The sequence below is a fragment of the Neorhizobium galegae genome (assembly GCF_017877055.1).
Lineage (GTDB): Bacteria > Pseudomonadota > Alphaproteobacteria > Rhizobiales > Rhizobiaceae > Neorhizobium > Neorhizobium galegae_D.
In genome coordinates this window covers 389158-415230 of the sequence record NZ_JAGIPG010000003.1, presented here as the reverse complement: position 1 = coordinate 415230, position 26073 = coordinate 389158, and the positions used below count along the sequence as shown (strand labels likewise).

General features: G+C 60.4%; 26 protein-coding genes. 14 read left to right on the top strand and 12 right to left on the bottom strand.

Annotated features, from left to right (window positions below; all coding sequences use genetic code 11):
* Positions 1-39: 39 nt before the first annotated feature.
* From J2857_RS21110 to J2857_RS21085, 6 genes are all read left to right on the top strand, one after another.
* Positions 40-720 carry an amino acid ABC transporter permease gene (locus J2857_RS21110; RefSeq protein WP_210012055.1) on the top strand — a complete coding sequence of 227 codons (681 nt, stop codon included), beginning with the start codon at positions 40-42 and terminating at the stop codon, positions 718-720.
* Positions 717-1478 carry an amino acid ABC transporter ATP-binding protein gene (locus J2857_RS21105; RefSeq protein ID WP_210012054.1) on the top strand — a complete coding sequence of 254 codons (762 nt, stop codon included), beginning with the start codon at positions 717-719 and terminating at the stop codon, positions 1476-1478. The genes J2857_RS21110 and J2857_RS21105 overlap by 4 nt, the downstream gene beginning before the upstream one ends.
* A 189-nt stretch (positions 1479-1667) precedes the next feature.
* Positions 1668-2312, top strand: coding sequence for a lysophospholipid acyltransferase family protein (locus tag J2857_RS21100; protein ID WP_210012053.1), 645 nt, complete (start codon positions 1668-1670; stop codon positions 2310-2312).
* Entirely contained in the window at positions 2309-3256 is a 948-nt protein-coding gene (locus tag J2857_RS21095; RefSeq protein WP_210012052.1) for a phosphatidate cytidylyltransferase, read from the top strand. The genes J2857_RS21100 and J2857_RS21095 overlap by 4 nt, the downstream gene beginning before the upstream one ends.
* Positions 3256-3651: a hypothetical protein gene (locus J2857_RS21090; RefSeq protein ID WP_210012051.1), complete on the top strand. Its 396-nt coding sequence runs from the start codon at positions 3256-3258 to the stop codon at positions 3649-3651. Before J2857_RS21095 ends, J2857_RS21090 begins: the two co-directional genes overlap by 1 nt.
* Positions 3648-4289 carry a CDP-alcohol phosphatidyltransferase family protein gene (locus J2857_RS21085; RefSeq protein ID WP_210012050.1) on the top strand — a complete coding sequence of 214 codons (642 nt, stop codon included), beginning with the start codon at positions 3648-3650 and terminating at the stop codon, positions 4287-4289. The genes J2857_RS21090 and J2857_RS21085 overlap by 4 nt, the downstream gene beginning before the upstream one ends.
* A gap of 84 nt (positions 4290-4373) precedes the next feature.
* Here J2857_RS21085 and J2857_RS21080 read toward each other — a convergent pair whose 3' ends face one another.
* Together J2857_RS21080 and J2857_RS21075 are read right to left on the bottom strand one after the other, a co-directional pair.
* On the bottom strand, positions 4374-5735 hold the full coding sequence (locus tag J2857_RS21080; protein WP_210012049.1) for a sigma-54-dependent transcriptional regulator: 1362 nt from the start codon (positions 5733-5735) through the stop codon (positions 4374-4376).
* Positions 5732-7549, bottom strand: coding sequence for a sensor histidine kinase (locus J2857_RS21075; protein ID WP_245363641.1), 1818 nt, complete (start codon positions 7547-7549; stop codon positions 5732-5734). The genes J2857_RS21080 and J2857_RS21075 overlap by 4 nt, the downstream gene beginning before the upstream one ends.
* 258 nt (positions 7550-7807) lie before the next feature.
* Between J2857_RS21075 and J2857_RS21070 the strand changes: the two genes are divergently transcribed.
* Positions 7808-9154, top strand: a complete 1347-nt coding sequence (locus J2857_RS21070; RefSeq protein WP_432420171.1) for a dicarboxylate/amino acid:cation symporter — start codon at positions 7808-7810, stop codon at positions 9152-9154.
* Positions 9155-9320: 166 nt separating this feature from the next.
* On the opposite strand, the gene J2857_RS21065 is transcribed toward J2857_RS21070, so the two are convergent.
* The 3 genes from J2857_RS21065 to J2857_RS21055 form a co-directional block, all read right to left on the bottom strand.
* Positions 9321-9542 carry a hypothetical protein gene (locus J2857_RS21065; RefSeq protein WP_210012449.1) on the bottom strand — a complete coding sequence of 74 codons (222 nt, stop codon included), beginning with the start codon at positions 9540-9542 and terminating at the stop codon, positions 9321-9323.
* 183 nt (positions 9543-9725) lie between these two features.
* Positions 9726-9950, bottom strand: a complete 225-nt coding sequence (locus tag J2857_RS21060; protein ID WP_210012448.1) for a hypothetical protein — start codon at positions 9948-9950, stop codon at positions 9726-9728.
* Between the two features lie 120 nt (positions 9951-10070).
* Positions 10071-10280, bottom strand: a complete 210-nt coding sequence (locus J2857_RS21055) for a cold-shock protein (RefSeq protein WP_046632143.1) — start codon at positions 10278-10280, stop codon at positions 10071-10073.
* Between the two features lie 400 nt (positions 10281-10680).
* On the opposite strand from J2857_RS21055, the gene J2857_RS21050 reads away from it, so the two are divergent.
* From J2857_RS21050 to J2857_RS21035, 4 genes are all read left to right on the top strand, one after another.
* Positions 10681-11289, top strand: coding sequence for a J domain-containing protein (locus J2857_RS21050; protein WP_210012047.1), 609 nt, complete (start codon positions 10681-10683; stop codon positions 11287-11289).
* Between the two features lie 190 nt (positions 11290-11479).
* Entirely contained in the window at positions 11480-11776 is a 297-nt protein-coding gene (groES, locus tag J2857_RS21045; protein ID WP_210012046.1) for a co-chaperone GroES, read from the top strand.
* 63 nt (positions 11777-11839) lie between these two features.
* Positions 11840-13474 (top strand): chaperonin GroEL, encoded by a 1635-nt coding sequence (gene groL, locus J2857_RS21040; RefSeq protein ID WP_210012045.1) that lies wholly within the window; start codon positions 11840-11842, stop codon positions 13472-13474.
* Positions 13475-13629: 155 nt separating this feature from the next.
* Positions 13630-13893 (top strand): hypothetical protein, encoded by a 264-nt coding sequence (locus J2857_RS21035; RefSeq protein ID WP_210012044.1) that lies wholly within the window; start codon positions 13630-13632, stop codon positions 13891-13893.
* A gap of 64 nt (positions 13894-13957) precedes the next feature.
* Here J2857_RS21035 and J2857_RS21030 read toward each other — a convergent pair whose 3' ends face one another.
* Complete coding sequence (locus J2857_RS21030) at positions 13958-14260, bottom strand: YkgJ family cysteine cluster protein (RefSeq protein WP_210012043.1); 303 nt, start codon at positions 14258-14260, stop codon at positions 13958-13960.
* A gap of 142 nt (positions 14261-14402) precedes the next feature.
* On the opposite strand from J2857_RS21030, the gene J2857_RS21025 reads away from it, so the two are divergent.
* The gene (locus tag J2857_RS21025) at positions 14403-14606 is read left to right on the top strand and encodes a cold-shock protein (protein ID WP_037079265.1); all 204 of its coding nucleotides are present in this window, start codon (positions 14403-14405) and stop codon (positions 14604-14606) included.
* A 498-nt stretch (positions 14607-15104) separates the two neighbouring features.
* Here J2857_RS21025 and J2857_RS21020 read toward each other — a convergent pair whose 3' ends face one another.
* The 5 genes from J2857_RS21020 to J2857_RS21000 form a co-directional block, all read right to left on the bottom strand.
* Entirely contained in the window at positions 15105-16022 is a 918-nt protein-coding gene (locus J2857_RS21020; protein ID WP_210012042.1) for an SMP-30/gluconolactonase/LRE family protein, read from the bottom strand.
* A 24-nt stretch (positions 16023-16046) separates the two neighbouring features.
* Positions 16047-16994: an ABC transporter permease gene (locus J2857_RS21015; protein WP_210012041.1), complete on the bottom strand. Its 948-nt coding sequence runs from the start codon at positions 16992-16994 to the stop codon at positions 16047-16049.
* Positions 16991-17932, bottom strand: coding sequence for an ABC transporter permease (locus J2857_RS21010; RefSeq protein ID WP_210012040.1), 942 nt, complete (start codon positions 17930-17932; stop codon positions 16991-16993). The genes J2857_RS21015 and J2857_RS21010 overlap by 4 nt, the downstream gene beginning before the upstream one ends.
* Positions 17929-19392: a sugar ABC transporter ATP-binding protein gene (locus tag J2857_RS21005; protein WP_210012039.1), complete on the bottom strand. Its 1464-nt coding sequence runs from the start codon at positions 19390-19392 to the stop codon at positions 17929-17931. The genes J2857_RS21010 and J2857_RS21005 overlap by 4 nt, the downstream gene beginning before the upstream one ends.
* A gap of 92 nt (positions 19393-19484) precedes the next feature.
* On the bottom strand, positions 19485-20501 hold the full coding sequence (locus J2857_RS21000; RefSeq protein WP_210012038.1) for an ABC transporter substrate-binding protein: 1017 nt from the start codon (positions 20499-20501) through the stop codon (positions 19485-19487).
* Between the two features lie 240 nt (positions 20502-20741).
* Here J2857_RS21000 and J2857_RS20995 point away from each other — a divergent pair, with 240 nt between their 5' ends.
* On the top strand, positions 20742-21980 hold the full coding sequence (locus J2857_RS20995) for a GAF domain-containing sensor histidine kinase (RefSeq protein ID WP_210012447.1): 1239 nt from the start codon (positions 20742-20744) through the stop codon (positions 21978-21980).
* Positions 21977-22693: a response regulator transcription factor gene (locus J2857_RS20990; protein WP_210012037.1), complete on the top strand. Its 717-nt coding sequence runs from the start codon at positions 21977-21979 to the stop codon at positions 22691-22693. The genes J2857_RS20995 and J2857_RS20990 overlap by 4 nt, the downstream gene beginning before the upstream one ends.
* A 238-nt stretch (positions 22694-22931) precedes the next feature.
* On the opposite strand, the gene J2857_RS20985 is transcribed toward J2857_RS20990, so the two are convergent.
* Entirely contained in the window at positions 22932-26072 is a 3141-nt protein-coding gene (locus J2857_RS20985; RefSeq protein ID WP_210012036.1) for an efflux RND transporter permease subunit, read from the bottom strand.
* Between the last annotated feature and the right edge of the window lies 1 nt (position 26073).

The window sequence follows — 26073 nt, the reverse complement described above, 5'->3', positions numbered from 1 at the left end:
GCGCCCGCGCCGGACGCGTCATTTTTTGAGGATCACGTCGTGCCGCATTGGCTTCAATTGATGTCGGATTCACTTCCGACCCTCTTATGGGCGGGCATCCGTTTTACGGTGCCGCTGACATTGCTGTCCTTCCTGATCGGGCTCATCCTCGGCCTGATCACGGCGGTCACCCGGCTGTTCGGTCCGGCGCCGCTCGCGCTGATCGCAAGGTTCTACGTCTGGGTGATCCGCGGCACCCCGCTTCTGGTGCAGCTTTTCGTGATCTTCTACGGCTTGCCGAGCATCGGCATCCTGCTCGACGCCTTCCCCGCGGCGCTGATCGGCTTTACCCTGAATATCGGCGCCTACAGTTCCGAGATCATCCGCGCCGTCATCTCCTCGGTCCCGAAGGGGCAGTGGGAAGCGGCCTATTCGATCGGCATGTCCTGGCGCCAGGCGATGAGCCGTACCATCCTGCCGCAAGCAGCACGCGTCGCCGTGCCGCCGCTTTCAAACACCTTCATCTCGCTGGTCAAGGATACCTCGCTTGCCGCGGCGATCACTGTGCCGGAGCTCTTCCAGGCCGCCCAACGGATCGTCGCGACGACCTATGAGCCGCTGATCCTCTATATCGAGGCGGCCCTGATCTATCTGGCCTTGAGCTCGGTGCTGTCGTCACTGCAGAACAGGCTGGAAAAGCGCTTCGCCCGCTATGGCGGCATGCTGGAGTCAAACCGATGATCGAGCTTTCCAACATCGAAAAGCGGTTCGGCGACGCGGTTATCCTGAAGGACATCAGCCTCGGTATCCCGGAAGGAAGCGTGACCGCACTCATCGGTCCCTCGGGCGGCGGCAAGAGCACGCTGCTGCGCTGCATCAACCTCCTGGAGATCCCGACGGCCGGCTCCGTCCGTATCGGTGACGAGAAGCTCGACTTCGAGCCGGGCATGAAGATCGGCTGGAAGTCGATCCAGAAGATCCGCCGCCAGACCGGCATGGTCTTCCAGAACTTCCAGCTCTTCCCGCATCGCACTGCGATCGAGAACGTCATGGAAGGGCTGACGACCGTTCTGAAATGGCCGCAAGAAAAAGCCCACCGCCGCGCCAGCGAACTGCTCACCAAGGTGGGAATGGCGCATAAAACGGATGCCTGGCCGTCGGAGCTTTCCGGCGGACAGCAGCAAAGGGTGGCAATCGCCCGGGCGCTCGCGCCTTCGCCCCGGGTTCTGCTCTGCGACGAACCGACCTCGGCTCTCGATCCTGAACTGTCAGCTGAGGTCATCGATGTGCTCGGCCGGCTTGCAGCCGAGGGAACGACGATGGTGATGGCGACGCACGACCTGCGGCTTGCCTCGCGGATCGCCAATCACGTCGTTTTTCTCGAGAGCGGGAAAGTGGTGGAGTCCGGCACGGCCGAAGCGATTTTCAGCGATCCGAGACAGGATCGCACCAAGAGCTTCATCTCGTCGATCAACGCGGCGCAGACGACCTATATCTAAGTGTCGTTCTTCATGCCAGCGACTGACCAATCTGCGCGCATTCTTCGTCCGTGTGGGATGGAGGTGGCTCAAAGCCCGCGATGGCACTCTCCTGTTTTTTCGTTGGAATTCTGCAAAGTTCCTTTCTTCCGACGGCGACAATGCTAGAGTTTTGATCAGTGCTGTCGCTTCACGTCGACCGGGGGACGAATGAAGGGTTTCATAACAAGGGCCGTGGCGGCGGCGATCGTCGTATTTGCCCGCGCGGTCACAGCGGTTCGCGCCATATGGCCCGAGGAAGGCCTGCCGTCCCGCCCTTGCATCTATTTCGCCAACCATTCGAGCCACGGTGACTTCGTTCTGGTCTGGACGGTGCTGCCGCCAAGGCTGCGTCACCATGCTCGTCCGGTTGCCGGTGCTGAATATTGGCTGAAATCACGGCTCAACCGCTTTATTGGCCGTGACGTTTTCAATGCGGTTCTGATCGCCAGGGAGCGGGACAAGAGGACAGAGGATCCGGTTGAGCAGATGGCCTCGGCAATCGATGCCGGCTCATCGCTCATCCTTTTTCCGGAAGGCACGCGAAACCAGTCCGATGCCCGGCTTCTTCCGTTCAAAAGCGGCATTTTTCATCTGGTCGCGGCGCGCCCCGACATCGATCTGGTTCCGGTCTGGATCAACAATCTCAACCGGGTCATGCCAAAGGGGGAGATCGTCCCGATACCACTGATCTGCACCGTCACCTTCGGTAGCGCCCTGCGCTTGGCGCCGGATGAAGCCAAGGACGCTTTCCTTGAACGAATGCAGACTGCTCTTCTAGCTCTGTCCCCCAAGCCTGCCGGGAGTGGTGAATGAGTGCCGCGAGTTCCGATCTGTTGACGCTGGTGGCCGGTATTTTCGGCGTGCTCATTCTTGCATCGGCCGTCGGTTACGTGCTGCAGCAGCGCCTCTCGCCGAACGGCTCGAATGCGGCGATCGAAAACCTCAATGCCCGGATCAAGGCCTGGTGGATCATGGTCGTCCTGATCGGCTTGGCTTTCGTCGCGGGCCGCATCGGGGTTCTCGTTCTCTTCGGTTTTTGCTCTTTTGCCGCGCTCAGGGAATTTGTGACCCTCATCAATACCCGCAGGGCCGATCACTGGGCGCTGGCCGCAGCCTTCTTCATCGTGGTGCCGGTTCAGTACTATCTGCTTTGGGCTGAACAATACGGCATCTTCTCGATCTTTATCCCTGTCTATGCGTTCCTGCTGATGCCGATCATATCGGTGCTCAGGGGCGATACGGAGCGCTTTCTGATACGCATTGCAGAGGTGCAGTGGGCACTGATGATCTGCGTGTTCTGCGCCTCGCACGTCCCGGCGCTGCTGACCCTCAACATACCGGACTACGACGGCCGCAACGTGCTGCTGATCGCCTTCCTGGTCATTGTCGTCCAACTGAGCGACGTGCTGCAATATGTGTGGGGCAAGCTGTTCGGACGCACCAAGATCGCACCGAAACTGTCGCCGTCCAAAACGGTCGAGGGCTTTGTCGGCGGCGTCATCAGCGCCACTCTGATCGGTGCCGCCCTCTGGTGGATAACCCCGTTCACGCCCGTTCAGGCAGGGCTTCTCGCCTTCATCATCACGCTGATGGGCTTCTTCGGCGGCCTGGTAATGTCGGCGATCAAGAGGGACCGCGGCGTCAAGGACTGGGGCAATCTCATCGAAGGTCATGGCGGCCTCATCGACAGGCTGGATTCCGTCGTGTTCTCGGCGCCGATCTTCTTCCATATCGTGCGCTATTGGTGGTCGCTGTGATGCCGGACGTGCTGAAGCGCCTCGCACGCAGCGGGACGATACATGTGCTGTTCGCTTTTCTTGCCATGGGCGGCTGGGCCGTCTTTGCCAATCGCGCCTATGCAATGCCAAGGCCGCTTTATTCCGGCCTGGTGCAAGGCGTCATGTCCGCCTGCCTGACACTCTTCCTGAAATCGGTGATCGACGGACTTTCGAAGCGCTTTCACGGTCTGGCACGGTTATGGGCGCCGCCGCTCATTGCCTGCCTCGGCTCAACCGCTGTTCTCGTTGCGATCCATGCCGCGAGCGGCACGCCGGAAATCTTCAGAACCGTCGCGGTTCCGCTTCTGGTATCGACGAGCTACGCCACGATCTACAATTATTCGATCTCCGCAAGACGAGGTGCCGGGACATGACCGAGACAGGCGACAGGCGGCCGCTGGCAAGCCGCAACACCCGCTGGGCAGGCTCGATCGCGCGATGGATGGCGTCGAAAACCATCACCCCCAACCAGATATCCCAAGCCAGCATGGTCGCGGCAGCTCTTGCCGGTAGCGCCTTCTATATGGCGGGACAAACGGCCGGTTGGGTGCGCATCGCCTACCTGCTGCTGGCCGTGCTTTGCTGCCAGGGCCGGCTGCTTTGCAATCTGTTCGACGGCATGGTCGCCGTCGAAGGCGGAAAGGGAGAACCGGACGGCCCGTTCTGGAACGAGTTCCCGGACCGCGTCGCCGATCTCCTGATCTTCGCGGGCGTTGGATATGGGATCGGCATGCCGGGACTCGGCTGGGCCGCCGGCGCTTTTGCCGTGTTGACGGCTTATGTCCGGGAACTCGGCCGGGCCACGGGCAATCCGAGCGACTTCTCCGGCCCGATGGCCAAACAGCATCGAATGGCAACGATCACTGCGGCAGGATTGGCATCCATCCTGGAACCATTGTGGGGCGGATACAATCAGATCCTGATGATTGGTCTCGGTATCATCGCGCTCGGCGCAGCCTTCACCGCACTCCGCCGCTCGAAGACGTTGATCGTGCGTCTTAGATCCCTCTGAAAGGCCTTGGAGCAGGCTATCGCGATAAGCGGCCAAAGTCGCGATGCGCCGCTTCGGTATCGCTTGCTCGCGATTTAAGAGACTCTACCTGGCCGGTTTGGCACGCTGGTCGAAAGAGGCACGCTCTATCCCATGCCGTTGGAGCTTATCGTAGAAGGTCTTTCGCGGAATTCCGAGCGCCTCGATCGTCCGGCGGACATCGCCTCCGTTGCTGGCCAGCGTCTCGCGGAGGATTTCCGCTTCATGCTGGTTGAGGCGCTGGGGTAGCGTAAGGGTGGCAGCCTCTGGCGACGCGACCGCGCTGTCGTCCTCGCCTGCCAGCCCGAGGACGAAACGTTCTGCGAAGTGGGACAGCTCGCGAACGTTGCCGGGCCAATGATGGGTCTCGAGGTGATGGCGGATAGAAGATGACAGCGCGGGCGTTTGCCGGTTGAACCGTTTGGCGGCCCGTTCGCAAAAGAATCCGAAAAGGAGGAGGATGTCGTCGCGCCGTTCACGCAGCGGCGGAATGGAGATGGTGACGACGTTGAGCCGGTAGTAGAGGTCTTCGCGAAATGCGCCACGCTGCGAGGGATCGCCGAGATCGACCTTGGCAGCCGCCACGACCCTCAGGTCGATCGGCCGCGTCTCGTTGGTGCCGAGAGGTGCCACTTCACGCGCCTCCAGGACACGCAGCATATGGATCTGCGTGGCGGGCGGCATGCTTTCGATTTCATCGAGGAAAAGGGTGCCGCCGCTCGAATATTCGATCCTGCCGACGCGCTTTTTCTGCGCGCCGGTAAAAGCGCCGGGCTCGTGGCCGAACAGTTCGCTTTCGATGATGGTTTCGGGAAGCGCGCCGCAATTGAGCGCGACGAAACTGCCCTTCGACCGCCGGCTCCATCGATGGATCAGATTGGCAACCACCTCCTTGCCGCTGCCGGTCTCTCCGGTCACGAGAACGTCGACGTCGGTATCGGCAATCTGGCGAAGCGTTCTCCGCAGCCGCTCCATGGCCGCGGTTTGGCCGATGAGCGGCAGGTCGTCGCGTGCCTGTTCGGCCACATCGCGGAGAGTTCTGTTCTCCAGTATCAACCGCCGCTTTTCTGCAGCGCGGCGGATGGCCTGCACCAGACGGTCCGCGGCGAAAGGTTTGGTGATGAAGTCGTAAGCCCCGTCCTGCATCGCCTTGACGGCCATCGGTATGTCACCATGGCCGGTCATCAGGATAACGGGAAGGTCCGGGTCGAGCTTGCGGACGCGGTCGAAGAGCTGCAGCCCGTCGATCTCGGGCATGCGGATGTCGGAAACGATGACGCCCGCGAAACCATCGTCGATCCGGACGAGCGCGTCGGAAGCCCTCGAAAATCGAGAGACCGCAAAGCCCGCAAGCTCGATCGTCTGGGCGGTGGCCTTGAGAAGGTCGGCATCGTCGTCAACCAGAACGACAGGTGTTGGATTGCTCATGATACCGCCTTGCGCAGATAGACAATAAAAGTCGTGCCGGTTTCGCCGCTTTCGACCTCGATGCGACCGCCATAATCAGCGACGATATCCTTCGAGATCACCAGACCGAGGCCGAGCCCCTTTTCCTTGGACGTGTTGAAGGGCGAAAAGAGCGAACTTCTAACCGTTGGATCAATGCCGGGACCATTGTCGGAGACCCTGATCACGATCTCATCCGGCAGCGTCTCCACGGAGACGTTCACACTTGCCTCGGTCCTGCCCTCCAGCGCTTCCAAGGCATTCTGGAAAAGATTGATCAGCACCTGCTCAAGGCGGACGCGATTGCCGATGACGGCAAGGTCGGGTGGCGGCAGATCGATCGCGAGTATCTCGAGCCGGCCGGCGAAGCGGCTCCTCAAAAGAACCACCGCGCCTTCGATGGCACCCCGCAGACCGACGGCTTCCGGCGGCGTTCGTCCCTTGCGCCCGAAGGCTTTGAGTTCCTCGGTGATCATGCCGATCCGCTCGGTCAGGGCAGCGATCTCGCCGAGATTCTCCTCCGCCGATTCTTTCCGGTTCCGTTGCAGGAAGACACGAGCGTTGTCGGCATAGGCCCGGATTGTCGCGACCGGCTGATTGATTTCGTGGGCAACCCCGGCAGCAACCTGACCGAGGATCGCAAGGCGGTTTGCCTGCACGAGCTCCTGCTGCACCACCTGCAGTTTCGACTCGGTGCTGCGGTGGTCGGCAATCTCTTCCTGCAAGAGGTCCCTTGCGCGGCTCAGATCCATGGTTCGTTCCATGACACGGCGTTCGAGCTCTTCGCGCAGGGCTTTCTCCGCGGCGATGCGAACGGTGATCATCTGCCGCCGCCTCAAAAGGAATGCGATCAGCGCCAGGATCGGAACGAGCACCGCAAGCGCAAGCAGCCGCGCTTCGCGTACCGCCGCTGCGACGGACGGCTCGGTCGGCACGAGATATTCGAGGCGCCAGGATGTCGAAGGGACCGGCGTCAGAAGGCGAACATACTCACCTTCGCTCGTTCCCGGGAGAATTGCTGAAACGATCGATGCGCCACCGGAGAGCGGTTCCTGCCGCACGATCGGAAGAGGCGTCAAGGGCGCATCACCGAATTGAAGGCTATCGCGGATGGCACCAAGTCGCTCCGCTGGCAGCGGCGCAGTTGTCATAAAGCGCCACGACGGAATGCTGGTGATCAGGACGACACCATCGGCGTCGGTGACGTAGACGGGACGGTTGGCCTCGCGCCAATCGCTTTCGAGCTGGTCGAATTCCATCTTCACCACAACGACCCCGAGCGCACCGGCTTCGCTTTCCGCACGCCGCGAGATGTACAGCCCTGGGCGCTTGCTGACACTGCCCAAGGCGAAGTGCTCTGCCGTTCCGTTCTCCATCGCCCGTCGGAAATATTCCCGGAACGAATAGTCGTTGCCGACGAAGCTCAAGGGTTCGCGCCAATTGCTGGAGGCGACCGCAACACCATCCCGGCCCGTGACGAAGAGGACGGAGGCATGGGTGCCGACCACGAGCCCTTCCAACTTTCGGTCGAGGGCACCGATGGCTTGAGTGCTTCTCGACGCGAGCGCTCCGACCACCTGTTGATCCTCGGCAAGAAGCAGAGGTAGCGCACGCGGTCTTTCCAGCACCGCGCTCAACAGCGCAACCTTGAGATTGGCATCGGCGCGCCCCTGGTCGAGGACCGTTTCGAGCGCGGAACTGCGGCCGTAAAGACCGGCGGCATAGAGAGCGGATATCAGGATCGTGGCGGCTGCGAAGGCAAAGACGGGCCATGGCGTCCACGCGAAGGCGGGCATTCTGACGAATTTCTCTCGACCGCGCTGCTCAAGCATCACCGGATTTGTGCATAAATCCGCATAAAAAGCAAAGGCCAATGGCGGAAAACCGCACGACGAGCTTTAGAAGCCGCCTTCTCCACTTCAATTTAGACAAGATGAATCAACCGGTTAGGCGTCAGCCGCCGGTTTGGCACGCAGGTTGCTCCAGCAAAGCTAGCAGCACACCTGCAGCAACAGTAACGCCGCTGCCCCGGGAGGCCGATAGGTTGGGGCGCCATGGAGGATATGATGAACGCAACGATTTCCGACGTGCAGACGCACGGCAAGCTTCCTTTCTACCGTCATCTCTATTTTCAGGTTCTCGTGGCAATTGCCGCCGGCATCCTGCTTGGTCATTCCTACCCGGATGTCGGCGCTTCGCTGAAGCCGCTCGGCGATGCCTTCATCAAGCTGGTGAAGATGATTATCGCGCCGGTGATCTTCCTGACGGTGGCAACCGGTATCGCCGGCATGGCCGACCTGCAGAAGGTCGGGCGTGTCGCCGGAAAGGCGATGATCTACTTCCTGGCCTTTTCGACGCTCGCGCTCGCCGTTGGCCTCCTCGTCTCGAACATCGTCCAGCCCGGCGCCGGCATGCACATAGATCCGGCCACGCTCGACGCCAAGGCGGTGGCGACCTATGCGGCGAAGGCGCATGACGCCACGATCACCGGCTTTTTGATGAACATCATACCGGACACGATCGTCGGCGCCTTTGCACAGGGTGATATCCTGCAGGTTCTGTTCTTTTCGGTTCTCTTCGGCATCGCACTTGGCATGGTCGGCGACCGCGGACGTCCGGTTCTCGATTTCCTGCAGGCATTGACCGCGCCGATCTTCCGTCTCGTGACCATCCTGATGAAGGCTGCCCCGATCGGCGCTTTCGGCGCCATGGCCTTTACCATCGGCAAATACGGCATCGGTTCGATTGCCAACCTCGCCATGCTGATCGGCACATTCTATCTCACCTCGCTCCTTTTCGTTCTGGTCGTCCTCGGTGCCGTCGCGCGCTACAACGGCTTTTCGATCATCTCGCTCATTCGCTACATCAAGGAAGAGCTGCTCCTTGTGCTTGGCACCTCTTCGTCGGAAGCGGCACTGCCTGGCCTGATGGCAAAGATGGAACGCGCCGGCTGCAAGCGCTCGGTGGTCGGCTTGGTTATTCCGACCGGCTATTCCTTCAATCTGGACGGCACGAACATCTACATGACGCTTGCCGCACTCTTCATCGCCCAGGCGACGGACACGCCGATCACGCTCGGCGACCAGATCCTGCTGCTGCTCGTCGCGATGCTGAGTTCGAAGGGAGCTGCAGGCATTACCGGAGCCGGCTTCATTACCCTGGCGGCGACGCTTTCGGTGGTTCCATCCGTGCCGGTCGCCGGCATGGCGCTGATCCTCGGCATCGATCGCTTCATGTCGGAATGCCGGGCGCTCACCAACCTAGTCGGCAATGCGGTCGCGACCATCGTTGTCGCCCGCTGGGAAAAAGAGCTGGACCAGACACAGTTCGCAGCCGCCATGGCAGGTGGCATCGACGCCGAAAACGCGGTGTTGATACCGTCGGGCCAGCCCGCCGAATAGCCGCCCGCTTCCATCGCAACCGGAAGGGCGCCGTCCGCGGCGGCCTTTCCTCAATTTCCCGGTCGCTTCCCGTCTGCCAAAGATCGTCGGACGCCCTTGCCGACCGGAGCCACGGATATGGCCCGCCGCGACGCGCACGGTCTTCCCGCCCCGATTTGGCGCTGCCCTATTCTTCAGGCACTCCCTCGAGCAGACCGTCATACACCTCGATGAGTGCATTGGTGATCGCCTGCCCCAGCGCATTGCCGGCGACGCGTACCTCGTCCTCCGTGCCGCCGCGCGAAGCTTTGGCCAGGTCGAAGCCCTGTTCGCTGACGATCTGCTTGGCCACTTCGATGGCCCAGAGCCCGAAGTCGCCGCGATTGTCTATCTTGATCGAGTCATCCATCGCGATCTGCCTGTTGATGGATTCGGCTTCTATATCGCCTCGGCAACGATGGCCAGCATCCATGAGCATAGTATCCAGTCGGGCCGAAAGAAACGGACGAGGATCATAGGCTGGATCGCACTGCGCAACTACTCCAGTCCCCAGTCGGGATGTCCCGCGGGCTACTCGCAGTCAGGGTGTTGCTCACACTTGTTTCTGTTTCGCGCGCTTCGCGAGCGCGATGGCGAGAGCCGCATTACGATCGTGCTCTTCCCTAGCGAGGCGGGCTTCGCGAAGACGCAGGGTCTTCGCCTCCCGTACCTGCGCAACGTAATCGAGTTCCTCGACCGCGTGGTCGCGAGCGAAGAACTGCGATTGAACCTGGTCGAAGGCCGCCTCGGCCTGCTGCCGAATCTTGCTGTGCGTCATGGTTGTTCCTGTTTGCAGATCTGCAGAATGGAAAAAAGGCCGGACATGATGTCCGGCCTTTAAAAAATCAGCTTCCAGCGGTGCCAGTACATCCGTGGTCAAAGCGGAAGCCGCTACTGGTTAGGCAGCCTGAAGGTTGCAAGCCGACATCTTACCGGACTTTGCGTCGCGTTCGAGTTCGTAGCCGATCTTCTGGCCCTCGACGATTTCCCGCATTCCGGCACGCTCGACGGCAGAAATGTGTACGAACGCATCAGCGCCGCCGTTGTCAGGCTGGATGAAGCCGAAGCCCTTGGTGGAATTGAACCATTTAACTGTGCCTGTGGTCATGATGATGAACCCTTTCAAAGCAAGATTGAGTGACCCCAGAGCCAAAGCCCTGTGGATGGTGATAGCGATTGATTTTGAAAGGGAAGTTCGTCAGGCGCGGTGCTAATCGCGCGGCAACCAAAGTTCAGCAAGCAAAAGATCGATAAACCACCAATAGAGGCTGTCTGCGGATAAGTCAACTTTTAGTTTTGACATGTTGTCTGAATAGCCCTCAACGGGGATTGCGTTGCAGTGGGACAACGTCAACATAGCTGACGGCAGCGCGTCCTGCCGAAAAAGGTTCTCAAAGGGGAGCTGAGTCCGCTCGGCTGGGTGCGGACTATCGGGACAGCGAACTGGTGTTGCGGTTGGCCTGTCCATACGCCTTGCCTGCAAGTGCAGGACCGCCATATAAGGCGCGATGACGTCTGATTCAAAGATATTTGTCGGCCTCCGGTCGACCCGCAAAAAACCGGCTCCGCACCACGAACCGAACCATCCGAAATGCCAGTGGGACGGTTGCGAAAAGGGTGGTGCTCATCGCGCTCCTGTGGGGCGGGATGCCGAAGGCCTTTACCTGCTGTTCTGTCCGGAGCATGTAAAGGAGTACAGCAAGGGTTATAACTTTGCACCAAACCTCTCCGATCCTTTAATAGCGCGCTATCAGAGGGAAGCGGCAAGCGGCAGCCGCCCGACCTGGGGCACCGGTATCAACAAGGCATCGGAGATGCCGCTCCCCTCCATGGCCCGCTCCGGCTCTGCAAAGGCGATGAACGCACGTAAAAGCGCTGCACAACGCCAAGCGGCAAAGGCGAATCTCCAGCAACGTAAGCTCAAGGTGTTGGAAGCCAAGGCCTTCGAGACGCTCGGCCTTTCGCCGGATGCTACGCCGGAGGAGATCAGAAGCCGCTACAAGCAGAGGCTCAAGATGCATCATCCGGATGCGAACCATGGCGAGCGCAACTCGGAGGATCAGCTTCGGGCGTCCATCGAAGCCCATAAGATCCTCAAGCTCAACGGCTTCTGCTAAACGTGCGGCAAGTGATCCGCTGGCGGTCTCGATGCCAGCGGTCAGTACCTCCGGCTAAGAGAGGTGACGTCGCCACGGATGCCGGATCACGACCAGAGCACGAATTGCGCTAGCACTCTCAGCGCAAGAGTGCTAAGATTATCTCATCGGGAGCCCGCCATTGGGCTGCGCTCCCGCTCAGGAACCCAAAATGAACAATACCATTTTTCGGCCGTTGCACGACCGTGTCGTCGTGCGCCGTATCGAGGCTGAAGCCAAGACCAAGGGCGGGATCATCATTCCCGATACCGCCAAGGAAAAGCCGCAGGAAGGCGAGATTGTCGCGGTAGGCACCGGCGCACGCGACGAGAACGGCAAGATCGTTCCTCTCGACGTCAAGGCAGGCGACCGCATTCTGTTCGGCAAGTGGTCCGGCACCGAGATCAAGTTCAACGGCGAAGACCTGTTGATCATGAAGGAAGCAGACGTCATGGGCGTCATCGCCTGATCTTCGACCGCTTCTTTATTTCCTTTTGACGAGACCATGGGGCCAACGGCCCGGGAGTTTTCCATGTCTGCCAAACAGATCAAATTCGGCCGTGATGCACGCGAGAAGCTGCTGCGCGGCGTCGATATTCTCGCCGACGCCGTCAAGGTAACGCTCGGCCCGAAGGGCCGCAACGTGGTGATCGACAAATCCTACGGCGCGCCGCGCATCACTAAGGACGGCGTTGCCGTCGCCAAGGAAATCGAGCTCGACGACAAGTTCGAAAACATGGGCGCCCAGATGGTCCGCGAAGTCGCGTCGAAGACCAACGACGTTGCCGGCGACGGCACCACGACTGCGACCGTTCTCGCCCAGGCCATCGTTCGCGAAGGCGGCAAGGCCGTTGCAGCCGGCATGAACCCGATGGACCTGAAGCGCGGTATCGACCTTGCAGTCACCGCGGTCGTGAAGGACCTGCTTGCCAAGGCCAAGAAGATCAACACATCCGAAGAGATTGCCCAGGTCGGCACAATCTCGGCCAATGGCGAGAAGGAAATAGGCCAGTATATAGCCGACGCGATGCAGAAGGTTGGCAATGAGGGCGTGATCACGGTTGAAGAAGCCAAGACCGCCGAAACCGAGCTCGAAGTCGTCGAAGGCATGCAGTTCGACCGCGGTTACCTCAGCCCCTATTTCGTCACCAATGCCGAAAAGATGGTGGCCGAGCTGGAAGATGCCTACGTGCTGCTGCACGAGAAGAAGCTCTCGAACCTGCAGGCAATGCTCCCGGTTCTCGAAGCCGTCGTCCAGTCCGGCAAGCCGCTCCTGATCATCGCTGAAGACGTCGAAGGCGAAGCTCTTGCAACGCTCGTCGTCAACAAACTGCGTGGCGGCCTCAAGATCGCTGCCGTCAAGGCACCGGGCTTCGGCGACCGCCGCAAGGCCATGCTGGAAGACATCGCCATCCTGACCGGCGGCACTGTCATCTCGGAAGACCTCGGCATCAAGCTCGAAAATGTCACGCTCGACATGCTCGGCCGCACCAAGAAGGTCTCGATCACCAAGGAGAACACCACCGTCGTTGATGGCGCGGGTACCAAGTCCGACATCGAAGGCCGCGTTGGCCAGATCAAAGCTCAGATCGAAGAAACCACTTCGGACTATGACCGCGAAAAGCTGCAGGAACGTCTTGCCAAGCTCGCCGGCGGCGTTGCCGTGATCCGCGTCGGCGGTTCGACGGAAGTCGAAGTCAAGGAGAAGAAGGACCGCATCGACGACGCTCTCAACGCGACGCGCGCAGCGGTCGAAGAAGGCATCGTGCCTGGCGGCGGCACAGCCCTGCTTCGCGCCTCTATCCTTCTCGACATCAAGGGCGAGAATGACGATCAGAATGCCGGGATCAGCATCATCCGCAAGGCCCTGCAGTCGCTGGTTCGCCAGATCGCCGAAAATGCAGGCGACGAAGGCTCGATCGTGGTCGGCAAGATCCTGGAAAGCAACACCGACAACTACGGCTATAACGCCCAGACGTCTGAATATGGCGACATGATCGCCATGGGCATCGTCGACCCGGTCAAAGTGGTTCGCACGGCCCTGCAGAACGCAGCTTCGGTTGCCGGCCTGCTGGTGACGACGGAAGCCATGATTGCCGATCTGCCGAAGAAGGATGGCGCCGGCGGCGGCATGCCTGACATGGGCGGCATGGGCGGCATGATGTAAACGGGTTCAATCGGGAACTCGGAATAAGCCGTTGGTGGTGAAGGGCTCCGTTCGATCGGGGCCCTTCGGTCCGATATGCAGCGGCAGCGTTTCGTGGCAGCGAATTTGGCTGGGCCGCAGCCGTTGCCAACCGTTCAGCGCAAGATGAGAGCCAAATGATTGTATTGAACAGGCCGCGCAGTTCCGAACCTTATCCAGACAGGGATATCGGTTGTCAGGAGGCCCTGGAGCAGGTCTTTCTTCAGCTTGCGAAGGGACTGACGCCGGACGATATCGTGGCGACGGCGGGCGGGGATCTGCCACCCGTTTTGGCCGGCCTTGCAAAACGCGCCGAAAGCGTCGGCTGGACGCTGGAAGAAGCGGAAGTCGCCCTCAGCGAACTGGCGCAGAACCTGCTGGATGACATGTCGCAGATGTAAGCTCTCTTTTAGGGGTTCCACGGCCGCTCCGGATGCCGGGGCGGTGCAGAAATGTCAGTGAACTCTATGCAGAATTCAACCCGAAAGCGTCACGCGCCATCGAGCAGGCAGCGTCTCCCGGAACGCATTCGCGGCAAACGTCAGGCCTGATATCGTAGACTAGGCACGATGTGCTGACACCGACCTGCCCTGACAACGCAGAACAGCGGGATCCTTCACAACGCATTCCTCCTTCGTCCGCAGCAACGAAACGTGCCGGCAGCAGATCGAGGGCAGCTTCGCTTTCCATGGAGAATCTTGGCCAATCGGAGGAGAAGGAGCAACACGCACCGCATGCCTGGCAATCAAGATCGGTCGATAAGGTCATGGCCATCTCTTATCACGGCACCTCCAGAAACTCCAACAATGTCCGTTTACGTAACAACGAAGTGCCGCATGCCTTGAAAGCGAGGAGAATGAGCTATAGGCTCCCGGTCGCGGCAACGGCCGTGCAAACATCAGGAGCCTTCATGCCTACCGGTACTGTCAAATTTTTCAACGAAGACAAAGGGTTTGGCTTCATCACGCCCGAGAATGGTGGAGCGGATGTGTTTGTGCATGTCTCTGCACTGGAACGAGGCGGATCTTTGAGAGAGGGACAAAAGGTAAGCTATGAGCTAGGCCAGGACCGCAAAACTGGAAAGTCAAAAGCCGAAAACGTCAGCGCCCTTTAATCGGCAATGCGCGTCTAGACAACAAAACGGGGCAAGCCCAAAAGGCGAAGCCAGTGAGACGCCGGCGCATCAATTGACAGCCGCCGGCCTCTCCCATCTCCTAATAGACACCAAAGAACGATGCCACGCCTGAGAAGTGGCCGGGTTGGATTTAGGTCCCTCCCCTTAAGATCGCTTTTTATGCCTCCGATCATGCAGGTCGCGTTGGCGGCAGAACGAAGGTATCACTGATATCAGCTCGCGGCGTTTTCAAGGACACCGGCGATGGTGGTAACGTGAGCTACAAAGCTCCGAGACACCTAGCCGCCTTGAATGCCTGCAGAACCTGCCGTCGTTCCCTCTTCCGGTCCCGGATCTGCTGGCGGCCGGCGTCGCCCGAAACGAGCCCGTGGCTGATGCACATGTCGACGTCTGCCGCCCTCCACCATCCGGAAAGGGACAGCTATTCGCAACGATCTGTCGGCGTAAAATCCCATAACGCGTTCCTGAGCGGCGCAATTAGCCCAATGCCGCGCCGTTAGTCGCCACGAACACGGAATAGAGCGATCTGGTAGCGGTAATGAACAGCCGATTCTTGCGCGGTCCGCCGAAGGTGAGGTTTGCGACCGTCTGTGGCACGAGGATCTTGCCGAGCAGCGCTCCGTCGGGCGAGAAGCAATGCACGCCGTCGCCGGCGCTCGTCCAGACATTTCCCTTCACATCGACGCGGAAACCATCGGGCAGGCCCTTGTCCAGACTGCAGAAAATCCGGTCATTGGCGAGACGCTTGCCGTCGACGACATCGAACACGCGGATGTGCCGTGGCGCCTTGATGTCGTGGCTGGAGGCGGAGTCGGCAACGTAGAGTTTTGTTTCATCCGGTGAAAAGGCAAGGCCATTCGGTTGTCCGAAATCGATGACGACCGCCTCAAGGTCGCCGCTCACCGGATCGAGGCGATAGACGTTACGTGTATCCTGCTCCGGCTCGGCCCGGTAACCTTCGTAGTCGGACTTGATGCCGTAGGTCGGATCGGTGAACCAGACGCTGCCGTCCGAGCGCACAACGACGTCGTTGGGTGAATTGAGGCGCTTGCCCTGGTAGCGATCCGCCAGAATGGTCAACGACCCGTCGACCTCGGTCCGCGTCACACGTCTGCCGCCGTGCTCACAGGAAATCAGCCGGCCCTGTCGGTCGCGGGTATTGCCATTGACGAAATTCGATGGCGAGCGGAACACCGAAACACCGCCCTCCGGTGCCCAGCGCATCATGCGCTGGTTTGGGATATCGCTCCAGATCAGGCAATTCAGGTCCGCGAACCAGACCGGTCCCTCGGCCCAGCGGCAGTCGGAATAGAGTTCCTCGAGCGCCGCGCTGGCGACGATCAACTGCCGGAAGGCTTCGTCGTGAATCTCGTAGATGGAGGTTTTCTGCGGCATGGGAATATGTCCGATTGGAGTTGTTCATCGGCTGGATTGACGGCCGCCGGCGAGGAGAATGACGGCGATGATGATGAGGCCGGTGAGGATGAGGCGGAACCCGGCACCGAAGCCATAGGTGTTGAGCATCGACACGACAAGGAACATGAAGAGCGAAGCGCCCCATATGCCCGGAATGTTGGAATTGCCGCCCGCGACTGCGGTGCCGCCGATCACGACGACGGCAATCGACATGAGCAGGTATTCGGACCCCATATTGAGTGCTGCGCCGCCGGAGAAGCTCGCAAGCAGGTAGCCGCAGATCGAGGCGAGGACGGCGCATAGGATGTAGGTGACGAGCCGCGTGCCATCGACCGGAATCCCGGTCATGCGAGCGGCAAACGTGCTTTGACCGATCGCCGAGATCCAACGACCATAGACTGTCTTTTCGAGCAGGACCCAGGCGATCACCGAGAGGATGAGCGCGACGATGGCGATATTGGGAACACCGAACAGATTGGACGTGGTGAAGCTCGCCAGTATCTCCGGGGGCTTGATGCGCAGGCCGCGGTTCGTCCAGATCGCCGTCGACTGGATGATGAAGCTCATCGACAGCGTCGCGATGATCGGCGGAATGCGCAGCAGCTTGATAAGCACGTAGTTGCCGATACCGATCCCGAAGCCGAGCAGGATCGAAACCAGCAGGCCGACAACGATCATGCCGTCCTGCACGTCCATCAGCTTTAGCGCCAGCGTGCCGGAAAGCGTCATGGTGGCGGGCACGGAGAGGTCGATATTGCCGGGGCCGAGCGTGATGACGAACATCTGGCCGAGGCCGACGATGACGGAGAAGGCTGCGAATGTAAGGGCCGCCTGCGACAAACCGAGCGAGCTTGCTCCGCCGGTGAAGAGGACGGTGACGATCCAGACCGTAATCGTGGCCGCGAAAGACCAGATCCAGGGTTTGGAGAAGAGAAGGCGTGTGCCGTTCATCGGCTCTTCTCCCGCTTTTCCAGCCGGTTGAGGAGGAGGCGCAGTCCCAGCACGACGATGAGGATTGCTCCTTGAGCGCCGATCTGCCAGTCGGGAGAAATGCGCATGAAAGACAGGAACGAACCGGCAAGTGTCAAGGTCAACGCCCCGATGACGGCCCCGATCGGCGAGACCTTGCCTCCGACGAATTCGCCGCCGCCGAGGATGACACCCGCGATCGACAGCAACGTGTAGCGCAGAGCGATATTAGCATCCGCCGAAGTTGTGAGGCCGACGAGCGCGATGCCGGACAGCACGGCGAAGAAGCCGGCCAGCGCATAGGTTCCCGCACGGATGCGGATGACCGACCAACCGGCGCGTTCGACCGAGCGGACATTTCCGCCGACACCGCGGATCAGCACGCCGACGGACGAGCGCATGATGACGAAATGGGTGATCAGCGCGATGACGATGCTGGCGACGATCGCCATCGGCACGAAAGGTGGCCGAGAGGTCATCAGCCAGCGGGCCCAGCCCGGAGCTTCGCCGCCCGGAGATGGCAGCATAAGGACTGCAAGCCCGCCCCAGACGAAGCTCATGCCGAGGGTCACGACGATCGAAGGCAGTTCTCGAACGTGGATGACGACGCCGATCACGGCGTAGGCCACAATAGCGCCAAGGAAAATCAGCACACCGAGCGTGGGGGAGGCCTGCAGGAACGTCGCCGTCACGCAGGCGCAGAAGCTGACGAAGGCCCCCATCGACAGGTCGAGGTCGTTCACCGCCATGATGAGCATCTGTGCCACCGTCGCGAGCGCGATCGGCACCGCGAGATTGAAGAGCAGGTTCAGGCCGGTATAGCTCATGGCGCGCGGCTGCATGTAGAAGACGGCGGCGAGCAGCAATGCCAGCGAAGCGGCAGGGATGACAAGACGGATCGTGCTGGTGGATATCCTCATGCCGCTTCGCCTCCGCTGAAGGAGGCTTCCAGCACATTCTTCTCAGTGATCTCGTCGCCCGCGAGTTCGGCGACGATCGCCCCTTCTCGGAAGACATAGACCCGGTCGCAAAGACGTATCTCGTCCATTTCCGTCGAATACCAGATGAAAGTGCGGCCGCCTGCCGCTTCCAAGCGGAGGATGTCATACACTTCCTGCTTGGTGCCGACATCGACGCCGCGCATCGGGTCGTCCATCAGCACGATCCTCGCGCTCGTCGCCAATGCGCGGGCGAACAGCACTTTCTGCTGGTTGCCGCCGGAGAGCGACAGGATGCGGTTTTCCATATCCGGCGTACGGATCTCGATGCGCTTCTTCCAGCCGTTGCCGAGCGCGCCTTCACGGTCACGGTCCACGATGGTCCGGGCGGAAAAATCGCCAAGCGAGGCAATGCTTAGGTTCTTCAGGATGCTCCAGAGCGGGAATATGCCGTTCAGGCTGCGGTCGCCGGCAACGAAGGCGATCTCCTTCCGGCGGGCGGGCCACCAGTTGCTGTTGCGGGAAAGATAGAGATCGAGAAGCGTTTCCGTCTGGCCATGGCCTCCGAGGCCGGCAAGGCCGATCATTTCGCCACGATGGGCTTCGAAGGCAAGGCCCTGCCCTCGTCGCGCGGGCATGGCAAGCACCGGCGCGCCGTTGCGCTTGTCACCCGCGCGCTGCCACTCCTTTTCGCGTGCCACGTTGCCCATGGCTTCGACGAGGCTGCGTTTGCTGAACTCCGATGCAGAGCGGTCGGCGACGACCCGACCGTCCTTCATCACCACGATGCGGTCCGAGGTGGAGAGGATTTCGCCGAGGATGTGCGAGATCAGCAGGACCGATCCCCCCTCGCCGACGAACCTGCGGATATAGGCCATCAGCTGCGCCGCCAGCCCAGCGTCGAGCGAAGATGTCGGTTCGTCGAGAATGACGAGTTTCGGCTTCTGGTTCAGGCCGGCGAAGCTGACGGCGATCTCGACCATCTGTCGCTCGGCAATCGAGAGGTCGTCGATCGTGCTGTCGCAATCGATGCCATGGCCGGGAAAAATTTCCTGCAATTGCAGTTTGACGAGGGCGCCCGCCCTGCTGCGCCAGTTCCAGCCTGCGAGTTCCGCGTGCATGATGCGGGCGTTCTCATTGACGGTCAGGTTAGGGCAAAGCGACAGTTCCTGGAAAACGCAGCGAACGCCATTGGCTCGCGCGGTCGAGATGCCGTGCTGAGCGCGGACACCGCCATAGCTGATTTCGCCTGCATGGGGAGTAAGACCACCGTTGATGGCGTTGACGATCGTGGATTTGCCGGCACCGTTATGTCCGACCAATCCGACGCATTCGCCGGCGTGGATGACAAGATCGGCGCCGTCCAATGCCTTGACAGCGCCGAAGGTCACCTTGATGCCCCGGGCGGCAACTACCTCTTGTCTTGTTATCACTTCATTCATGCGAAACACGTTGTCGACAGTTCGGGAAGCGGCCTGGCTCGGATCGGGACACGGCGCGCAACGGCGCCGCATCCTGTCTTGGGGGGATCAGCTTACTTGGCTGCGCTGATGACTTTCTGGGCGTCTTCCAGCGAATACTCGACGTTGGCGACGCCACCCTTCTGGGTGCCGGCGAGATTGGTTTCGAGATTGCCCTGGTCGATGCGCAGGAAGGGCACCACAAGGTCCTTCTTCACCTGCTTGCCGTCGAGGATCTGCTGGGCCACCCAGAAGGCAAGCGTCGAAACGCCGGGAGCGATGGAGACGGACATCGTCTCGTAGCCGTTCTTATCTTTCTGCTGCTTCCACCAGACGAGTTCGTCCTCGCGGTTACCCATGACGATGGTTGGAGTGGGACGATTGGCGGCTGCAAACGCCTGGGCCGCACCGTAACCATCGCCGCCCTGGGTTACGACGGCGGTGATTTCCGGCAGGCTCGGGAGGATGCCGGCGACGGCGCGCTGCGCGACGTCCTGCGCCCAGTCGCCGTTGACGGCACCGACGATCTTGAACTGCGGGTTTTTCTGAACACCCGCCTGGATGCCCGCATGGATTTCGTCATCGACAGAAACGCCTGCAAGACCGCGAATCTCCAGCAGGTTCCCGCCCTTCGGCAGCTTCTTGGCGAGATATTCGACCTGGCTTTCGCCCATTGCCTTGAAATCCACGGCGATGCGCCAGGCACACGGCTCGGTCACGATCCCATCGAAGGATACGACGGTGATGCCGGCATTGCAGGCTTCCTTGACGGCGCCATTAAGCGCAGTCGGCGACGCTGCGTTGATGACGATCGCGTCATAGCCCTGCAGGATCATGTTCTGGATCTGGGCGGCCTGCTCGGTCGCCTGGTTCTCGGCCGTCGTGAACGGATCGGCGGCGGCGACGATCTTCTTGGAGACGGCCTGCTTGGTGATCTTGTCCCAGCTCGTCAGCATGGCCTGACGCCAGGAATTGCCGGCATAATTGTTGGAAAGGGCGATCTTCTTGCCCGAAGTATCGGCCAGGGCGGAGACCGGCCCGGCAACGCATGCGATGGCGACAGATGCGAAAAGCATCTTCCTGATGATCATGATTTCCTCCCTAGAGTTCCCGACGGGGTTCTCTCCAGTCCGCTCCTCAACGGTTGTCCGAAGATAGTGATTGCGCTGAGCCCCGTTTGCTCAGTAAAGCGAGCATGGAGGAGAAATCAGATGTTGTATAGGCGCATACAAGCAACCTCCTTGCGGGTATTCGCGCAAAATTTGCGGATTCCCGCAAGACAAGAGCAGCAGCGAGGCGTCTAATAATTGGAGGACTGGAGGATGTCCGTCATGCTCAATCCGGCGCCAAACGCGTTATTTGACCGCTATCTCGGAATTTCCCGGCTGCTGGCAGGTCAACTCGATTTCAACTCGATCATCCAGGCGGTGGCGGCCGAGATCAGCCATATCATTCCGCACGATCATCTCGACGTATGCATCAAGATGCTGGACGGGAAATACCACATCGCCTACGAGAGCGGGCTTGCGACCGCCTGGAGCCAGCAGCCCCCGGCGTTGCTGACCGGTAGCCCGATCCGTACGCTCCTGTCCGGCGAGGTGGATTTCCTGCTTTCGCCGGATGCTTGTACCGATTCGCGCTTTCACTTCGACGGGGCGTTTTCGAGCCCGATAATCGAACTGTCCCTAAAAAGCCGGCTACATGTGCCGCTCAAGGTCCAGGGCGATATCATCGGCGCCCTGAGCTGCTCCAGCCATGAGCACGACAAATACTCGATGGAGGATGTCGAGAACGCCCGCTCGATCGCCGATCTTTTGGCACCTTATTTCTTTGCGCTGAGGGCTGCCGAACAGGCCAAACGCTCGGCGATCGTCGAGACGGAGGCCCGCGCCCGCGAAGAGGGACTGCGGCTGGGTGCGCTAAAGCTGACCGAGGCGCTGGAGGCCGAACGTCAACGGATCGGCATGGATTTGCACGACCAGACGCTCGCAGACCTGACACGGCTCGCGCGGCGCATGGAGCGGCTCTCGGGACTTCCGGACCTGCACGGCGATGCGCTCGAACCGCTCTGCCGTACGCTGCAGCAATGCATGCACGACCTCCGCCAGATCATCGAGGAGGCCAAGCCGACCGTATTGCAGCTTTTCGGCGTGGCAGAGGCGATCGAGAACCACTTGGAACGCTCGGTACGCGAAAGCGGCCTGCCCGTCGCCTGGCGGATGATCGACGAGACCGGTGGAGCAATGCTCGACCTCGACAGGACCGTGGCGACCGCGCTGTTCCGCATTGTCCAGGAAGCGGTCAACAATGCGATCCGTCATGGGCAGCCGAAGACGATCCTGGTGCATCTGCGTACCCAAGGCGACACGCTGTCGATCGAGATCAGCGACGACGGGAGCGGCCTGCGCAGCACCCGCGACAAGGCGGGGCACGGGATAGGCAATATGAAGACGCGAGCGCGGCTGATCTCGGCAAAATTCGAGATCGGCGGCAATCCCAGCGGGCGCGGGACGACCGCCAAGGTGGTGCTGTCGATGGAACGACGGCATGTTGCGGAGAGATTGGCATGAAAGTCTTGATCGTTGAGGACGATCCGCTGCACCGATCCTATCTGCACGAGGCGGTTCGAGCCGCATTGCCGGAATGCGACACGGTCCTCGAGGCGGAAAACGGCCATGCCGGCGAGGTGCAGGCGCGCCAATCGCGGGCCGAGCATGTGGTCATGGACCTGCAGATGAGCGAGCGGAACGGCATCGAGGCGGCCCGCACCATCTGGCGCGAACGGCCGGACACCAAGATCCTGTTTTGGTCGAACTATTCCGATGAGGCCTATGTGCGTGGGGTAGCGCGTATCGTTCCCGAAGGTGCGACATACGGATATGTGCTGAAATCCACCTCCGACGAACGGCTGAAGCTCGCATTGCGCGGCGTCTTCATTGAATCTCAGTGCGTTATCGATCGCGAGGTTCGCGGCATCCAGCAGAAAAGCCTCGGCACTGCACATGGCCTGAGCGATGCGGAATACGAAATCCTGGTGGACGTGGCCCTCGGCCTGACCGACAAGGCGATAGCGCAGCGGAAAAAGCTCTCGTTACGAAGTGTCCAAAACCGCCTTCAACAGCTCTATGAAAAGCTGGACGTCTACGATGAGCCAGGCAATGGACCCGAGGGCTGGTACAATCTTCGCATGCGCGCGGTGGCCGTCGCGTTGCTCCGCAAGGTCCTGAATGCCAGCGCGCTCGAAAGGGGCGAGCGTGAATTGCGCAGCGCGCGCGGGAATTAAGCATCGGGCCTGAATGGCGAATCGGACTGGGTTCTTTGAAGCGTTATTGTGATTCACTTCAATGGGGGCGCATCACGTGGAAAATCTCATTCTGTTGATCTTCCGCCGATTTTCCCGAGCTACATGGTGAACCGCCTCGAGAGAAAAATCAGGAGGACAAGCGGCCCTCCCAAAAGGGCCGCCATCATGATGGCGGATAGAAGAAACCTGCCGAATAGGCGGAGAACGGTTTTGCGGGTCATTGCTTTGCCGAATTCTGCGACTGAAGTTTGTTTTCGCGAACCGAATGCGTCCGCACTCCCCCTGCAATCCAGTGCGTCAGGCTGTCGATGTAGGAAAGAATGACAGGCACCACGATCAAGGTCAGGAGGGTAGAACTGATGAGGCCGCCGATGACAGCATGCGCCATCGGAGCCCGTTGCGCGCCGCCGCCGCCGGCCGCCAGCGCGAGCGGGATCATGCCGGCGATCATCGCAAGCGATGTCATGATAATCGGGCGAAACCGTACGGCGCCTGCATTGACGAGCGCCTCGCTGAGGGGCGAACCCTTGCGGCGCTCCCGGTTGGCGAAGTCGACCAGCAGGATGCCATTCTTGGTAACGAGCCCCATCAGCATGATGAAGCCGATCATCGAGAACATGTTGATGGTACTGCCCGCGACCATGAGGCCAAGGAGTACGCCCACCAGCGACAGGGGAAGTGCAGCCATGATGGCGATCGGTTGGGTAAAGCTCTCGAACTGTGACGCCAAGACGACATAGATGAAGATCACCGCCATCACCAGCGCCTTGAACATGCCGGCCGTCGCTTCCTGAATGTCCTCGGAATCGCCTCCGAATTTTATACGGTAGCCTGCCGGCAGATTTTGCTTGGCAATCATGGCCTCCAGTTCGGCCGTAACATCCCCTAGGGCCCGACCGGATACAGCAGCCGAGATCAGGACCTCTCCGGACATGTCGAGACGACGGATCTCGGAGGCCGCCGGGACGACCGCGATGTCCGCGACCTGATCCAGCCGGACCATGCGCGGGCCGCCGCTTGCCTCATCGCCCGGGACTTTCATCATCAACTCCCCAATGGCGGCGACGTTGGTGCGTTGGTCCTGTGGAAGCCGGACGACAACATCGTAGGTTTCTCCGCGTGCATCAGTCCAGGTGGAAACGTCTTCGCCACCGATCAGCGGCGAGAGCATTCCAGCCAGTTCGGAGATACCGATGCCCAGATCATTCGCCTGCTCATGCTTGAGCCAAACGGAAAGGATGGAGTTTTCCTCGCTGGTGCTTGAATTGATGTCCACCATGCCGGGAATCCGACGCATACCTGTGATCAGATCCGCAGCGATCTTTTCCAGCCGCACCCGATCGTCACCCAGAACGCTCAGTTGGATCGGACTGGCGCCTCCGCCCAAGCCTTCCTGGATGATGGCAATTTTGATCCCCGGTATGACGGAAAGGCGTTCCCGAATTGGATCCGCGACGGTGGCGGGCGTTTGTTTGCGCTGCTCCATCGACACGAGGCTGACGAGAATAGCGGCTTTATGCTTGCCCATGGTGCTGCCGGTGTTGATCGTTGAGTAGGTCGAAGCAACTTCGGCAAACTCATGCAGCGCCTTCTCGATCTGCCCAACCTTGGCCCGGGTGTAATCCAGCGAGGAACCGGCTGGCGTCGTCACGTTGATCTGGAATCGTCCTTCATCCGCATTGGGAACGAATTCGACACCCACCAGCGGAATCATCAAAATGCTACCGACGAAGATGCCGCCAGCCAGCGTGAGCGTGATCACGCGATGTCGCAGCGTCCAGCGGATGATCTCTCGATAGCACTCGGAGAGCCTTTCGAACCCGGCATCGAAGCGCGCAATCAGCTGTCCGATCAGCCCGCGCCTTGCACCGGGCTCAGCATCGGGGTCATGCCAGACGCTGGAAAGCATCGGGTCGAGGGTGAAGGCGACGAACAGCGAGATCAGCACGGCAGCGGAAACGGTGACGCCGAACTCGTAGAAGAAGCGGCCAACCATGCCTTCCATGAACGAAACAGGCAGGAAGACGGCGACGATCGCGGCGGTCGTTGCCGTCACGGCGAGCCCGATTTCATTGGTGCCGTCGAGAGACGCCTTCAGATGCGACTTGCCCATGTGCAGATGGCGCGTGATGTTCTCGCGCACCACGATCGCGTCATCGACAAGAATGCCGATCGAGAGCGTCAATGCCAGCAGGCTGAGCATATTGAGCGTGAAGCCGAGAAAATCGATGACAGCGAGCGTGCCAATCATGGCGATCGGAAGCGTCAGGCCGGTGATCACCGTGCTTCGCCACGAGTTGAGGAACACGAAAACGATGGCGACCGCCAATGCCGCTCCCTCGATCAATGTCGATTGCACCTGGCCGAGCGACTCCTGAATGGGGATCGAGGCATCCGTGATGATTTGAAGTCGCACATTTTGGGCGCTCAGTTCGGCGTTCAGTTGATCGAGCCGCTTGCGCACATCGCTCACCACCTGCACGGTATTGGCATCGCGGACTTTGACGATGGCGATGGCGAGCGCGGTTTCGCCGTTGTAGATCGCACGACTTTCCAGATCCGCCGCGCCATCCTTTACAGTGGCGACATCGCGGAGATAGACAGCCCCACCGCCGCGGCCGGCGACGATCATATCCAGGAAGTCCTCCGGTGCCGTAATCCGCCCCTGCACCTGGATGGTACGCTCAGTAAAACCACTGATCACGCTTCCGGCGGGCCTGTTCTGGTTGGTGGCCCGGAGAGCCTCAATGACTTCGTCGATGCCGATCCCCAATGCGCGCATCCGCGTTTCGTCGATGCTGATGTCCACCTGCCGCTTCTGACCACCGATCAGCGTCGCCTGCCCGACCCCGGCTACCGTCGTCAATTGGCGCAACACCCGCCGGTCAGCCGTGGTTGTGAGCTCTGGCATCCCGAGAGAGGGCGAACTGATCGCGACCGAAAGTATCGGTTCGTCCGATGGATTGAATCGTGCCACGACAGGCTTGTCGGCATCTTCCGGAAGGTCTGCTTCGAGTGCCGCTATCTTGTCGCGAACGTCCTGCGCTGCGGTCGTGCTTGCCACCTCCAGCTTGAACTGGGCGACGACGACGGACCGTCCTTCGTAGGAGGTCGACGTGATCTCATCGAGGCCGCTGATCGTATTGAGCGCCTCCTCGATGGGCTTGGTCACCTCCGTCTCGACAGTTTTGGGCGTGGCACCTGGGTAAGCCGTAGTAACCACAACGACCGGGACGTCGACATTGGGAAACTGATCGACGCCAAGACGCCCGTAGGAAAACGCGCCAAGCACAAGCAGCAGCACCATCATCATGGTGGCGAAGACGGGATGACCGACGGAAATGCGTGTGAGAAACATG